Origin of the sequence: Microbacterium natoriense (genome assembly GCF_030816295.1) — a bacterium.
GTDB lineage: Bacteria > Actinomycetota > Actinomycetes > Actinomycetales > Microbacteriaceae > Microbacterium > Microbacterium natoriense_A.
In genome coordinates, this window is sequence record NZ_JAUSXV010000001.1 from 1,046,316 (window position 1) to 1,060,126 (window position 13,811).

The 13,811-nt window shown below is 69.7% G+C and carries 11 protein-coding genes; 4 read left to right on the forward strand and 7 right to left on the reverse strand.

Translation table 11 applies throughout. The features are described from left to right. Position 1: 1 nt before the first annotated feature. On the forward strand, positions 2 to 1,426 hold the full coding sequence (locus tag QFZ53_RS04955; RefSeq protein WP_307294179.1) for a UDP-glucose dehydrogenase family protein: 1,425 nt from the start codon (positions 2 to 4) through the stop codon (positions 1,424 to 1,426). 96 nt (positions 1,427 to 1,522) lie between these two features. Here QFZ53_RS04955 and QFZ53_RS04960 read toward each other — a convergent pair whose 3' ends face one another. The 5 genes from QFZ53_RS04960 to QFZ53_RS04980 are packed head-to-tail and all read right to left on the reverse strand — an operon-like array spanning position 1,523 to position 6,569. After that, positions 1,523 to 2,221 (reverse strand): ECF transporter S component, encoded by a 699-nt coding sequence (locus tag QFZ53_RS04960; RefSeq protein ID WP_307294182.1) that lies wholly within the window; start codon positions 2,219 to 2,221, stop codon positions 1,523 to 1,525. Continuing rightward, positions 2,218 to 3,093: a siderophore-interacting protein gene (locus tag QFZ53_RS04965; protein ID WP_307294185.1), complete on the reverse strand. Its 876-nt coding sequence runs from the start codon at positions 3,091 to 3,093 to the stop codon at positions 2,218 to 2,220. Before QFZ53_RS04965 ends, QFZ53_RS04960 begins: the two co-directional genes overlap by 4 nt. Before the next feature lie 10 nt (positions 3,094 to 3,103). Then, positions 3,104 to 3,910 (reverse strand): energy-coupling factor transporter transmembrane component T, encoded by an 807-nt coding sequence (locus QFZ53_RS04970; RefSeq protein ID WP_307294187.1) that lies wholly within the window; start codon positions 3,908 to 3,910, stop codon positions 3,104 to 3,106. Continuing rightward, positions 3,907 to 5,631 carry an ABC transporter ATP-binding protein gene (locus QFZ53_RS04975; RefSeq protein ID WP_373426234.1) on the reverse strand — a complete coding sequence of 575 codons (1,725 nt, stop codon included), beginning with the start codon at positions 5,629 to 5,631 and terminating at the stop codon, positions 3,907 to 3,909. Before QFZ53_RS04975 ends, QFZ53_RS04970 begins: the two co-directional genes overlap by 4 nt. A gap of 50 nt (positions 5,632 to 5,681) precedes the next feature. After that, positions 5,682 to 6,569: a helix-turn-helix transcriptional regulator gene (locus QFZ53_RS04980; protein WP_307294192.1), complete on the reverse strand. Its 888-nt coding sequence runs from the start codon at positions 6,567 to 6,569 to the stop codon at positions 5,682 to 5,684. Between the two features lie 101 nt (positions 6,570 to 6,670). Between QFZ53_RS04980 and QFZ53_RS04985 the strand changes: the two genes are divergently transcribed. Both QFZ53_RS04985 and QFZ53_RS04990 read left to right on the forward strand, forming a co-directional pair. After that, positions 6,671 to 7,903, forward strand: coding sequence for a multidrug effflux MFS transporter (locus tag QFZ53_RS04985; RefSeq protein WP_307294195.1), 1,233 nt, complete (start codon positions 6,671 to 6,673; stop codon positions 7,901 to 7,903). A gap of 11 nt (positions 7,904 to 7,914) precedes the next feature. After that, complete coding sequence (locus tag QFZ53_RS04990) at positions 7,915 to 8,940, forward strand: zinc-dependent alcohol dehydrogenase family protein (RefSeq protein ID WP_307294197.1); 1,026 nt, start codon at positions 7,915 to 7,917, stop codon at positions 8,938 to 8,940. A 119-nt stretch (positions 8,941 to 9,059) separates the two neighbouring features. Here the strand turns inward: QFZ53_RS04990 and QFZ53_RS04995 are convergent, their stop codons facing one another. Further along, positions 9,060 to 9,605 (reverse strand): ECF transporter S component, encoded by a 546-nt coding sequence (locus QFZ53_RS04995; protein WP_307294199.1) that lies wholly within the window; start codon positions 9,603 to 9,605, stop codon positions 9,060 to 9,062. A gap of 146 nt (positions 9,606 to 9,751) precedes the next feature. Here QFZ53_RS04995 and QFZ53_RS05000 point away from each other — a divergent pair, with 146 nt between their 5' ends. Next, positions 9,752 to 12,799 carry a S8 family serine peptidase gene (locus QFZ53_RS05000; RefSeq protein WP_307294203.1) on the forward strand — a complete coding sequence of 1,016 codons (3,048 nt, stop codon included), beginning with the start codon at positions 9,752 to 9,754 and terminating at the stop codon, positions 12,797 to 12,799. A gap of 60 nt (positions 12,800 to 12,859) precedes the next feature. Here QFZ53_RS05000 and QFZ53_RS05005 read toward each other — a convergent pair whose 3' ends face one another. Continuing rightward, positions 12,860 to 13,798 (reverse strand): pirin family protein, encoded by a 939-nt coding sequence (locus tag QFZ53_RS05005; protein ID WP_307294206.1) that lies wholly within the window; start codon positions 13,796 to 13,798, stop codon positions 12,860 to 12,862. Positions 13,799 to 13,811 lie beyond the last annotated feature (13 nt).

Here is a 13,811-nt window from a genome sequence, read left to right on the forward strand (position 1 = left end):
CATGAAGACCAAGAACGCGCACCAGATACACATCACCCCGCTGCCGTCGGAGGATCGATCCGCCCCATTGCGGATCAGCGTGATCGGCACCGGCTATCTCGGCGCCACCCACGCCGCAGCGATGGCCGAACTCGGCTTCGACGTCATCGGCGTCGACACCGATCCGACGAAGATCGCGGCGCTGGAGCGCGGCGAGGTCCCCTTCTTCGAACCGGGCCTGCCCGAACTGATCTCCCGACATGTCGAGACCGGGCGCCTCTCGTTCACGACGGATCTGCGAGCGGCCGTGCAGGCCAGCGATGTGCATTTCATCTGCGTCGGCACGCCGCAGCATCCGTCCAGCCATGCCGCCGACCTGCGGTTCGTGGATGCCGCGACCCGCGCGGTGGCCGAGAGCCTCGGCCACGATGGGCTCATCGTCGGCAAGTCGACGGTGCCGGTCGGCACGGCGGCGCGGCTGAGGGAGATGGTGGCCGCGACCGCGTCGCCGGCCGTGCACGCAGAGCTCATCTGGAACCCCGAGTTCCTTCGCGAGGGGCTGGCCGTGGAGGACACCCTGCGGCCCGATCGTGTCGTGATCGGGGGAGCATCGCCGTGGGCGGAGGAGCGGATGCGCCACGTCTACGGCACGGCGATCGCGGCCGGGGCGCCATTCGTCGCCTGCGATCTGCCGACCGCCGAACTCGTGAAGGTGAGTGCGAACGCTTTCCTCGCGACGAAGATCTCGTTCATCAACGCGATCGCAGGTCTCTGCGAGAAGGCGGATGCCGACGTCTCGGTGCTTGCCGACGCGATCGGCTACGACGCGCGGATCGGTCGGAAGTTCCTCAACGCCGGGTTGGGCTTCGGCGGCGGGTGCCTGCCGAAGGACATCCGGGCGCTGATGCACCGAGCCGGTGAGCTCGGGGCGTACTCGGCCGTGAAGCTCATGCAGCAGGTGGACGAGATCAACATGGACCAGCGCCAGCGGGTGATGGACATCACGCTCTCCGCTCTCGGCGGATCGGTGCTGAACGCGCGTGTCGCGGTGCTCGGGGCGGCGTTCAAACCCGACACCGACGACGTACGTGATTCTCCGGCTCTCAACGTCGCCGCGGCCCTGCACCTGAGGGGGGCTCTCGTGACGATCTACGACCCTGCGGCCGGGCCCACCGCCAAGCGGATCTTCCCGACGCTCAGTTACGCGGATCGCATGGACGACGCTGTGCGTGGAGCAGACATCGTGCTGGTGCTCACGGAGTGGGAGGAGTTCCGCGCCGCCGACCCGGCGCGAGTCGGCGCGCTGGTCGAGCGCCGCGCGGTCGTCGATGCGCGCAACTGCCTGCCCGCCGAATCGTGGCAGGACGAGGGCTGGGCGTACTGGGGTCTCGGGCGTCTGGGCACTGCCTCTGCGGCAGAGGTGGGCAGTCGCGTCAAAGCCGCCTGATCGAGCCCGACGAGCGTGCGAGGGGAGCGCCTGATTCCCTCGCACGCCCGTGCGGTCCGCGGCAGCATCGGGTGCAGATGCCTTGAGTGCGCGGCGTTACGGGCGCGAACGCCGGGGTTGCGGGAGACGCCCGCCGACGCCGGCCCTGCGCAGCCGGTCGGCGATGAGGATGCCGAGAGCCGTGGCCCCCACGCAGCTCGCGAGCGTGACCGCGAAGAACAAGACCTGGTACCAGAGGCCGAACGCTCCCAGGTCGAACGACACCCACGCCATCACGGGGTAGACGACGCTGACGACCAGCGCGCCGATGTAGTGCATCCAGGTGCCCCAATAGCGCCAGATCACGAAGAGGAACGGCAGCTCGGCGAACGCGGCCCACCACAGGTTCGTGAGGACGCTGCTGAAGCCGTAGCCGGAGAACGGCACGATCACGAGGCCCGCCAGCAGGCCGACCAGCATGCCGACCAGGGGACGCCGCAGCAGGCGCAGCCCGATCACCGAGGGCAGCAGCCACAACCCGGCCATCGCGACGCTCACGATCGGCAGCACGGGGAAGAGGATGGTCGACAGCCAGTTCGCCGGGGCGAGCAGCAGTCCGCCCGCGACGCCGAGCGCCGCGCAGGTGAGGAGGATCGCGGTCGGGAAGCGGAAGCGTCCGGCATCCGCTCTCCTCCCGCTCGCGCGTGGTCGATTCTGCATCTCCGCGGGCGGGGCGGGATGCGTTTCCGACCACGCGCCGTCAGGAAGGGGGGTCTGGGACTCGTGGCCGGCGTTCACGGCATCCGTCCCGCTCATGCGAGGGGCTCCGCTGCGGCTTCGCGGGCGGCCTTCGACGCGGGAGACGCCGCGCCGATCTTCCAGTACCCGCAGAAGCTGACGGCGTTCTTGTCGACACCGCGCTCGCCGACCAGATGCTTGCGCACGCCCGAGGCGAGCGACTGCTCGCCTGCCGCGTAGGCGTGGAAGGGCGCGTCGGGCAGGGCGTTCGTAGCCAGTGCCGCCAGGGCGAGCACGCCGGGGGCCGTATCGTGCGGACGTGTGATCCACGTGACGTCGACGCCGTCCGGGTGCGGGAACGCCAGGGCGTCCTCATCAGAGGGCACTTCGATGATCGCCGTGCCGACGGCGGTGGCGGGGAGTGAGGCGCAGATGCCGGCGATGGCCGGAAGCGCCGTCTCGTCGCCGACGAGCACGACCCGGTCGGTGCCTCGCTGCGGATTGAAGGTGAGACCCTCATCGATGATCAGCACGTGCTCGCCGGGCGAGCACGTCTCCGCCCAGCGCGACGCCGGTCCGGCGGTGCCGTCTGCGGCTGAACCGTGCAGCACGAAGTCGACGTCGATCTCGGCGCCGGCGTCGCCCGTCGCCCGTCGGTACGCCCGCACGGTGTAGTTGCGCATGACCGGCCGTTCGCCGTCGGGGATGCGCAGGAACTTCAGGTACCCGAACATGCTGTTCGCCTTGGCGGGCACACGCTCGAGCCCGGCGTCTCCGCCGATCGGGAGGAACAGCCGGAACCACTGGTCGTAGCCCATCGGGCGGAACCTCTCGACTTCTCCTCCGCCGAGAGTGACTCTCAGCCAGTGGGCGGAGAGCCGTTCGGTGCGCAGCACGGTGAGGTGGATCAGCTCTGCTGACTCGGGTTTGACCATCTTGCTGAATGCCATCGGGCGCCTTTCAGAGGTTCCAGGAGAGGAGGAAGATCGTTGCGGATGCGGCCAGCACCACCACGATGAAGACGATGTCGCGCGCGCGGAACGGCACCAGATGCCGCTCGGTGCGGGTGGAATGGGCGCCGAAGGCGCGCGAGTCCATCGCGAGGGCGACGCGCTCGGCGTGACGGATCGCCCCGGCCAGCAGAGGCACGATGTACCCCCAGCCGCGGGCGATCCGCGAGAACGGTCCGCGCCCGCCGTGGTGCCCGCGGACGCGGTGCGCGGCGCGGATCACCGAGAGCTCGTGCCCGAAGCGGGGCACGAAGCGGAACGCGGCGAGTGCCGTGTAGCCGATCCGGTACGGCACCCGCAGCTGCTGCACGCTCGCGCGCACCAGGTCGGGGCCGGTCGTCGTGAGCCCGCCGATCAGCGCCAGCGCGACGATCGAACCCAGCCGCAGCGCGGTGGCGAAGCCGATCGCGAGGGCGCCGGAGTAGAGCGTCCAGCCGCCGATCTGCAGGGCGGGGGCGCTGCCGTGCACCTGCGCCGCATCGACCCATACCGAGAACCCGAGGCCGATCAGGAGCATGCCGGCGGGAAGCGCCCCGAACAGGATCGCCGCGAGCCGGCCGGTGAGCCGCGCGCCGACGAGCAGCAACGCGTAGGCGAGGAGCAGGAACGCTGCGGGGGTCGCCAGATCGCGCGCGAACACGAGCAGGAACATGGCCGGCGCGACGGCGGCGATCTTCGAGATCGGGTTCAGGGCGTAGAGGAACTGTCGCGGCGAGGTCGCCACGATCCGCGCGTAGGGGTCGAAGGCGCCGCTCACGAGAGCTCCGCTCGCATCCGCTGCAGCGCGGGCAGACGCAACCCGGCGTCGGCGAACGTCTGCTCGCTCCGGAACAGCTCCTCGGTGGTGCCGGCCGCGTGCACACGTCCGTCGGCGAGGATCACGGTATGGGTCGCGTGCTCGGCGACGAGCTGCAGGTCGTGGGTGACGATCACGATCGTCGTGCCCTCGGCGCGCAGGTCATCGAGCAGGCTGAGCAGTTCGGCGGCCCTCGCGCGATCCTGTCCGAAGGTGGGCTCGTCGAGCGCGAGCACGTGAGGGCGCGTGATCAGAGCGGTGCCGACCGAGAGGCGGCGCTTCTCGCCCCCGGAGAGGAGGAACGGATGCCGGTCGGCCTTGTCTTCGAGCCCGAAGCGGACGAGCATCTCTCGGACGTCGTCGCCGACGGACGGCCCGCGGGCGCCGTGCGCGAGTTCGTCGAAGACGGTGTGCGCGATGAACTGGTGCTCGGGATTCTGGAACACGAACCCGATGCGCGCCGCGAGCTCGTGCGGTGAGGCCTTGGCGGGGTCGAGACCCGCGACGTCGACCTGCCCCTTGGGCGGAGGGACGACGCCGGCGAGAGCCTGGATCAGCGTGGTCTTGCCCGCGCCGTTCGTGCCGACGATCGCGGTCAGGCTGCCGGCCGGGATGTCGAGGTCCACGCCGTGCAGGATCTCGCGGCGCCCCTTGCGCACGGTGAGGCCGCGGGCCCGGATGACCGGGTCGTCTTCCGCATCGTTCGTTGAGCGAGCGAAGCGAGACGAAACGCTTTTCTCCGAGCTCGACGTGGGGTGGACGCGTTTCGTCTCGGTCGCTGCGCTCCCTCGCTCAACGACCCGTGAGCGTGCTCGCTCAACGACCGGTGCGGCCGAGAGGACGCGCCCCAGCTCTTCGGCGGTGAGCGGCAGCGGGTCGAGCACGACACCGGCATCCCGCATCCGCAGCGCCTCCAGCGTCGCGGCCGGAAGCCATACGCCCATCGCCAGCAGTTCGTCGACGTTGTCACGCAGCACCGGGGCCGCTGGGCCGTCGAAGGCGATACGGCCGGCGCGATCGAGCACGATCACCCGGGTCGCGAATCCCATGGCGGCGTCGAGGTTGTGCTCGACGAGCAGGATCGCGCGGTCGCCGGCCGAGACGACGTCGGCGAGTGCGTCGTACACGTCGTCGATGCCCTGCGGGTCGAGGTTCGCGGTCGGCTCGTCGAGCACGATGAGCGGAGAGCCCATCGCGAGGGCGCACGCGATCGCGAGACGCTGACGGCCGCCGCCGGAGAGCTGGTCGGGGTTGTCGGCGCGCCGTTCCCAGAGGCCGATGCGACGAAGAGCGTCCTCGGTGCGGCGTTGCACCTCGGCGAGCGGAAGCAGCAGGTTCTCGGGGCCGAAGGCGACCTCGTCGTACACGGTGCCGGTGACGATCTGCGCGTCCGGATCCTGGAACACCATGGCGACGTGCGTGCTGAGGGTGGGCGTCGGAGTGGTCGCGGCGTCGAGACCGCCGACCTCGACGGCGCCCGTGAGGACGGCCGGAACAGCGTGGGGGATGAGCCCGTTCGTCGCGAGCGTGAGCGTCGACTTGCCCGAGCCGGACGGTCCGAGAAGCAGCACGACCTCTCCTGAGCGGATGTCGAAGTTGACGTGCGCGGGAGCGGGGTCGGCGGCATCGGCGTGGGTGATGGACAGGTCACGCACGCTCAGCAGGGGCGCAGATGGGCGCACGGTGCCCTTCGACAGGCTCAGGGACCCAGGGGTCAGCGAAACGAACCCTTCTAACTTAGCTGAGCCTTACCTATTTCGCCACGCGCGTCCGCCGCCTCCCACGATGCGAGCAGACGCAGCCGCTCCGCCGAGGGCGACCCGGGCTCCGCGCTGTAGATCAGCATCACGTTCCCCGGCTCGGCGGTGAGCGTCAGCTCCTCGAAGGCCAGCACGAGCTCGCCCACCAGCGGATGCCGGAACCTCTTCGTGCCGGTGCCGTGGATGCGCACGTCGTGCGCGGCCCAGAGCTGACGGAACGTCTCGCTGTGCGTCGACAGCTCACCGACGAGGTCCTGCATGGCCTTGTTGTGCGGGTCGCGCCCCGCCTCCGCCCGCATGACGCCGACGCACATCCGCGCCATGAGCTCCCAGTCGGGGTAGAACTCGTGCGATGCCGGGTCGAGGAACTGGAAGCGCGCCAGGTTCGGCATCCGTCCTCCGTCGCCGACCACGAGAGTGTAGAAGGCGCGTCCGAGCGCGTTCATCGCGACGAGGTTCTGCTGCGGGTCGCGCACGAACGCCACGGCCTCGGTGATCGCGTCGAGCGCCCAGTGCAGGCTCGGTCGTGGAGCCGCGGCTTTCGCGACGCGCCCGCGGGAACGTCCGCTCGTCGGGATGCCGTCGGCGGCACGGGCCAGATCGAACAGATGGGCGCGTTCGGCGTCGTCGAGCTGCAGAGCGCGCGAGAGCGCGTGGAGAACGGATGCCGAGGCGCCGGCGATCGCGCCGCGCTCGAGCTTGGCGTAGTACTCCACGCTCACTCCGGCGATCGCGGCGACTTCGCTGCGGCGGAGGCCGTCGACGCGGCGGTTGCCGCCGGCGTTCAACCCCGCGGCTTCGGGGCTCACCCTGGCGCGCCGCGACATGAGGAACTCCCGCACCTCTGCTCGATTGTCCATGAACAGCAGGCTAGACCGGCTGCCCGCGCTGTGGGATGCCCTGCCGGTACACCCTTTCTCAGGGACTCCCACGCGATCGCTCGAATGCGGATGCTGGAGTCATGACCACTTCGTCCCGATCGCTCGCCCAGCGGATCCTTCCGGCCCTGCTGCTCCTGCTGACCGTGTTCGGCCCGATCTCGATGGACCTCTACCTTCCGGCGCTGCCCGCCCTCACGCTCGAGCTCTCGGCTGCGACGTCGGTCGCGCAGCTCACCGTCACGGCGTGCCTCGTCGGCCTCGCGGCGGGGCAGCTGATCGCCGGTCCGCTCTCCGACCGGTACGGGAGGCGGGGCATCCTGCTCATCGGCATCGTCGCGTACATCGCGACCTCGCTGCTGTGCGCGGCCAGTCCCTCGATCGAACTGCTGATCGCCGCGCGGCTAGTGCAGGGGCTCACCGGAGGGGTCGGCATCGTGATCGCCCAGGCAGCGGGGCGCGACGTATACGCGGGCGGCGCGCTCATCCGCTTCTACGGCCGGCTCACCGTGGTCGGCGGCTTCGCGGCGATCGTCGGACCGCTGATCGGCGGGCTGCTGAACAGCGTCACGGACTGGCGTGGGCTCTTCGTGTTCCTCGCCGCGATCGGCGCCGTCATCCTCCTGACCACCCTCATCGCCTTCGATGAGACGCTGCCGATCGCGTCGCGCACGGCGGGTGGCCTCGGCCGCACGCTGAGCGACTTCCGCACGCTCGCGAGCGACCGGGTGTTCCTCGGGGCGATCCTCAACCAGGGATTCCTGTACGCCGCGTTGTTCGCGTACCTCTCCGGCGCCACCTTCGTACTGCAGGACATCTACGGCCTGTCCCCGCTCGGCTATGCGCTCGCCTTCGGCGCGAACTCCGCAGGTTTCATGGTGCTCGGCTTCGTCGCCGGTCGCACCGCCGGCCGTTCGCTGCGCGGCACGTTGAGCGTCGGCATCGTCGTGGCCGGCGCCGGCGCGCTCGGCCTCCTCGCCTCGGGCCTGACCCGGATGCCGCTGTGGGTCGTGCTCGTGTCGCTGTTCCTGCTCGCGGGCGGTGCGGCCGTCACGTCGCCGCCCGCCACCACGATCGCCCTCGTCGAGTATCCGCAGATCGCGGGCACGGCGTCCTCTCTGCTCGGCATGGTGCGGTACGGGTTCGGCGGCATCGCCGCGCCTCTCGTCGGGGTCGCGGGGGCGACCAGCATCCTCCCCCTCGGCATCGTCACGGTCACGTCCCTCGCGCTCGCCGCCCTCGCCTTCGTCTTCCTCGTCCGGCCGGCTCGCGTCCCGCAGCCGATCGCCACGGGGACCATCACCACCATCCATTGAAAGGAACCCTCATGCGCGGAGTAGTCATGCACGCCCCCGGCGACGTGCGCACCGAAGAACTCGACATGCCTGTGATCGTCGAACCCACAGACGCGATCATCCGCGTCACCGCCACCTGCATCTGCGGATCGGATCTGTGGCCGTACCGCGGCATCGAGCAGCTGAACGGCCCGCAGCGCATGGGGCACGAGTACATCGGCGTGGTCGAGTCGGTCGGCGACGCGGTCGTTCTCGTGAAGCCCGGCGACCACGTCGTCGGATCGTTCGTCGCCTCCGACAACACCTGCGAGATCTGCCGCGCCGGCTACCAGTCGCGCTGCGTGCACCAGGTGATGATGGGCGCGGTCGGCACACAGGCGCAGTACGCCCGCATCCCGCTCGCCGACGGCACCCTGGTCGTCACCCCGGGCGAACCTCCCGCAGACCTCGTGCCCTCGCTGCTCGCGGCGTCCGACGTGCTCGGCACCGGCTGGTTCGCCGCGGTCGCCGCAGAGGCCGGCCCTGGGAAGACCGTGGCCGTGGTCGGCGATGGCGCGGTCGGACTGCTGGGTGCGCTCGCCGCAGCCCAGCTCGGCGCAGAGCGCATCATCGTGATGTCGCGTCACGCCGACCGACAGGCGCTCGCACGCCGCTTCGGTGCGACCGACATCGTCGAGGAACGCGGAGACGCGGGCGTCGCGAAGATCAAGGAGCTCACAGACGGGCTCGGCGCCCACTCGACGATCGAGGCCGTCGGAACTCAGGAGTCGATGGACCAGGCGATCCGCGCCACTCGCGCCGGCGGACACGTCGGCTTCGTCGGCGTCTCGCACGACGTCTCGATCGACGGGCTCGAGCTGTTCTTCTCGAGCGTGCACCTGCACGGCGGCCCCGCCCCCGTGCGGCGTTTCCTGCCCGAGCTCATCCGCCTGATCTGGGATCGCGAGATCGACCCGGGCGCGGTCTTCGATCTGACGCTGCCGATCGACGAGGCCGCCGAGGGCTACCGCGCGATGGACGAGCGCCGCGCCACGAAGGTGCTGCTCACGACCGATTGACTCACGACGCCCCACCTCAGCGTCCGCGCCCCATCTGGGTGACGGCGCCCAGGTGGGGCCTCGGCGGGGTGGGGAACGGGGAGTCGGCGGCTCGGAGAAGGAGCGGTCGGATGCCGACGCTATCGCCGTGCGACTCCCGCGCGGTTCAGCGCCGACCCGATGCCGAGCCCGACGGCCGTCCAGGCCACGGGACCGAGCACGGAGATCACGAGGTAGGCGATCTGCTCCCACGCGGGCCTGACCGACAGATCGACCGCGAAGTACACCACGACGGCGACGATCACACCGATCAGGGCGGCCGAGACGAAGAACCGCCAGGCGCCCCACGCGCGGTAGCGGGTGAGGGCGGCAACGCCCTCCTGGATCGCGCCGAACAGCAGCGCGGTGCCGAGGAAGCGCATGGTCCACGCGGGGTTGAACGCGCTCGCGATGAGCGCTGCGATCACATGAGTGATCAGGGCGACGAGCGGGCGGCGCAGCACCTCCTGCGCGATGATGCCGGGCAGCACGTGCGACCCGAGGACCAGGCCGTAGAGGAAGGCCGGCCCCGCGATCACCGGAACCGTGACCCAGCCGGCGATGCCTCCCAGCATCCCTGTCGCCACGCCGATCGCGGCGCACACGAGGAGCACGCGGGTCGAGAGCGCGGAGGAGGGGGATGACACGCCTCCAGCCTACTGTCGACCATCGGATGCAGAGCCTGGCCGATCGGCCAGGAAGCGCCTATGGATCTGGTGTGAGTCCAGGGGCGAGGCTACGTTGAGCGATGGTGCGGCAACCCAGTCGCATCGTGATCATCTGGGAGCAGCACATGGGTCGAACCCCCCTCCGGATGGCAGCAGCCACCACCCTGGCAACGCTGTTCATCGCGTCGACGGCCACCGCAGGCTACGCAGGCGTGGAGGAGGTGACACATCCCACTCCCGTCGAGGGCACCCCCGGGCACTACATCGTCGTGATGAAGTCCGACCCCCTCGCCAGTTACACCGGCGACGTGAAGGGTCTCCAGGCGACGAAGCCCGCCGAAGGCGAACAGCTCGAGACCGACTCGGCCGAGTCGCAGCGCTACGTGCAGCACCTCGAGACCGAGCAGCAGAGTCTGGCTCAGCAGATCGGCGTGACTCCCGACACCAGCTACCAGGTCGTCCTCAACGGCTTCAGCGCCCAGCTGACCGGTGAGCAGGTCGACAAGCTGCGCGCGTCGAAGGACGTGTACGACGTGTATCCCGATGAGATCCGCCACCCCGACGCGCAGACCTCGACGTCGTTCCTCGGGCTCGGCGACGACAAGAAGGGCCGCGGCGGCATCTGGCAGGCGACCGGCGGCGTCGACCGGGCAGGCGAAGGCATCGTGGTCGGCGTGATCGACACGGGCATCGCGCCCGAGCATCCCTCCTTCGCGGGCAAGAAGCTCAAGAAGCAGAAGAAGCAGCAGAACCGTCACAAGGGTGCGGAGCCCTACACCGACGGTACGTACATCTACTTCGACAAGTCCGACGGCGGTCAGTTCAAGTCGCTCATGGTCGAAGGCCAGGAGTGGGACAAGAGCGACTACTCGTCGAAGATCATCGGCGCGCAGTACTTCTACACGGGCGCCGAGGCCGACGGCTTCGACTTCCAGTACGACTTCCTGTCGCCGCGCGACGGCGCAGGCCACGGCTCGCACACCGCGAGCACGGCTGCCGGGAATTTCGGCGTGAAGGCGTCGATCGAGAACGTCGACTTCGGCAAGATCTCGGGCGTCGCGCCCGGGGCGAAGATCTCGGCGTACAAGGCCTGCTACGAGGGCCCCGACCCCGCGGTGACCACCGATGACATCTGCGCGCTCAGCGACCTCGTCGCGGCGATCGACCAGGCCGTCGCCGACGGCGTCGACGTGATCAACTACTCGATCGGCGGAGGCGCGGCCAAGACCGTGCTCGCACCGGAGGACATCGCGTTCTTCAACGCCGCAGCCGCCGGAGTCTTCGTGTCGGCTAGCGCCGGCAACGACGGCCCCGACGCCTCGACCGCCGACCACGCGTCGCCCTGGTACACGACCGTCGCGGCATCCACGATCCCCACGTGGGAAGGAACCGTCACGTTCGACGGGTTCGCCCAGGCGGGCGCCTCGGTGAGCGTGCCCTTCGGCAGCGAGGTGACCGGTCCGTCGATCTACGCGGGAGACGCGGCCGCCTCCGGCGCCGCGAACGCTCAGCAGTGCCTGCCGGGGACTTTGGATCCTGCGAAGGTGACCGGACATGTCGTGGTCTGCGATCGTGGCAACAACGCGCGCGCCGAGAAGTCACAGGTCGTAAAGGATGCCGGAGGCACGGGCATGATCCTCGTGAACGTGCCCGGTGGCGCCGACTCGCTCGACAACGACTTCCACGCCGTGCCGACCGTGCACCTCGCCTCCGCCCACCGCGCTGCGGTGCTTGCCTACGTGCAGGGCGGCGTCGACCGCCCCGTCACGCTGATCGGCGAGAACACCACCGGAGTCACGACTCCGGTTCCGCAGATCGCCGGATTCTCGAGCCGTGGACCGATGCTGGCCGACGGCAGCGACATCATGAAGCCCGATGTCGCGGCACCCGGTGTCGCGATCCTCGCGGCGACGAACAACGCCGCCGACGAGGCGCCGACCTTCGGCATCCTCTCGGGCACCTCGATGGCCGCTCCTCACGTCGCGGGCCTCGCCGCCCTGTACCTCGGCGAGCGTCCGAATGCGACGCCGGCCGAGATCAAGTCGGCCATGATGACCACCGCCTACGACACCGTGAACGCCGACGGCTCGAAGAACACGAACCCCTTCGAACAGGGTGCGGGTCAGGTCGATCCGAAGCGATACTTCTCGCCGGGTCTGCTGTATCTGAACGGCGTCAAGGACTGGACGGCGTACCTCGAAGGCAAGGGGCTGGCCGACTTCCCCGGAGACCCGATCGACGGCAGCGATCTCAACATCGCCTCGTTCTCGATCGGCTCGCTCGCCAGCGCGCAGACGGTCACCCGCACGGTCACCTCGACCGAGAAGGGCACGTTCACGGCATCCGTCGACCTCCCGGGCATCGACGTCACGGTCGAGCCCTCGACGCTGAAGTTCGATCGTGCGGGGCAGACCGCCAGCTTCGCGGTGACGTTCGACAACGCCAGCGCTCCGGTCGAGCAGTGGGCGACCGGCTCCCTCACCTGGTCGAGTGCGAAGAACTCGGTGCGCTCGCCGATCGCGGTGTTCCCGGTGACGGCGGATGCTCCGGCAGAGGCGTCGGGCACAGGCGTCGACGGAACCACGGCGGTCGAGATCACCCCCGGTCTGAGCGGAGACCTCGCGCTCGACCTGTCGGGCCTCACCCCGTTCGAGTTGCTCGCCGACCCGGATGGCCGGGTTCAGGGCCACTCGGGCGACGAGGCCTCGGGTGACGAGAACAAGGACGTGTCGTGGATCGTCGACGTGCCCGCCGGCACGACGCTGTCGCGCTTCGATCTCGACTCGTCCGACGACACGGGCAGCGACCTCGACCTCTCGGTCTACCACGTGGTGAGCCCTGACGATCTGCGCTACTACACCAAGTGGCAGTCGGCGACAGGATCGGCCGACGAGCAGGTCACGCTCACCGCTCCGGAGGCGGGGACCTACCTGGTCGTCGCGAACGTGTACTCGACCTCGGCGCCGATGACGTGGGACATGACCTACGCCAATGTGCAGCCGGGCGGCGAGGGCGCGTTCACGGCGAACCCGAACCCGATCGCCGCGGTGCGCGGCGAGAAGACGAGCTACGAGCTCAGCTGGACCGGTCTGACCTCCGGCGCCCGCTACCTCGGACTCGTGCGGTACGCCGATTCGGCCGTGTCGACCATCGTGACGGTCGACGCGCGCTAGCGCTCAGCGATCGACGCCCCGTGCTCTTCGGAGTGCGGGGCGTCGAGCTGTGCGGATCCGTCAGATCTTCCGTCCCCGGGGCATCAGCCGCACATCGGGAAGCGGAGGCGCGGGGATGCGCACGTCGTGGCCGTCGACGACGCCGAAGCGATCGGTCGGCGCCCCGGCGGACTCGGCCTCCCACTCGGCCCTCGCCTGAGCGATCTCGTCGTGGCTGCGGCCGGCGAAGTTCCACCACATCACGATCTCGTCCTCGAAGGGCTCTCCGCCGAGCAGGAACAGCAGCGCGCCGCCACCGCTCGACACCTCGACATGATCACGGGAGTCGCCGAGATACAGCAGATCGTTCAGAGCGAGCGGATGCTGAGCCACGGCGACGTCGCCCTCGACGAGCATCACGGCGTGCTCCCACCCGGAGTCGAGCGGCAGCCGCACCGTCGCACCCGCCGGCACGACGATCTCGGCGCCGACGATCGGGGTGTGCACGGTGGCGGGGGAGCGCACGCCGGCGAAGTCCCCCAGCACGACCGTGGCCGCAGCATCCGCTCCCTGCACAGCGGGAAGAGCGATCCGCGGCAGATCGATGTGGCGCTCGAAACCGGGAGAGCCGTGCCGGGCCGAGTCCGGCAGCACCACCCAGAGCTGCAGAGCGTCGAGCGGGATCGGGTCGTCGCCGATCGAGTACTCGGAGTGCGAGATGCCGTCGCCTGCGGTCATGAGGTTCAACTGTCCGCGGCGCAGATCCGCGTCGCTGCCGATCGAATCGCGGTGGCGGATCTCTCCGACCAGAGGCCATGTCACCGTCTGCAGTCCGATGTGCGGGTGCGGCTCGACGCGCATGCGCGTGTCGGCAGGGCCGAACCTGTCGAGGAAGCACCAGGCGCCGATCGTCGGAAGGTTGCGGTGCGGCAGCGCGCGCAGCACGTTCATGCCGCGCACTCCGCCGAGCGGCACCTCGCGCGGCTCGAGGACTATGCGTCGTTCACCGACAGGTGTCATCGGGTCTCCCTCT